This is a genomic window from Staphylococcus gallinarum (assembly GCF_000875895.1).
Lineage (GTDB): Bacteria > Bacillota > Bacilli > Staphylococcales > Staphylococcaceae > Staphylococcus > Staphylococcus gallinarum.
In genome coordinates this window covers 1-241 of sequence record NZ_JXCF01000180.1, presented here as the reverse complement: position 1 = coordinate 241, position 241 = coordinate 1, and the positions used below count along the sequence as shown (strand labels likewise).

At 33.2% G+C, this 241-nt stretch carries 1 protein-coding gene; it reads left to right on the top strand.

Translation table 11 applies throughout. The features are described 5' to 3' along the window. Nucleotides 1–241 (top strand): ATP-binding cassette domain-containing protein (locus SH09_RS13965; protein WP_042740182.1); only part of this gene is annotated, 241 nt, incomplete at both ends.

The following is a 241-nucleotide window of genomic DNA, read 5'->3' as shown; positions in this document are numbered from 1 at the left end:
AGTCTATCCTAATGAAGTTTATGGACTTTTAGGAATTAATGGAGCTGGTAAATCTACTTTGATGAAAATTATATGTGGAATATTGCCACAGACAAATGGTGATGTCTATTTAGACGGTTCACCCTTAACCAGACAAGAATTAACCAATATTGGTTCTTTAATAGAATCTCCTCCAACATATAATCATTTGAGCGCACAAGACAACTTAAAAGTTGTAGCATTGAATGAAAATATCGACTTC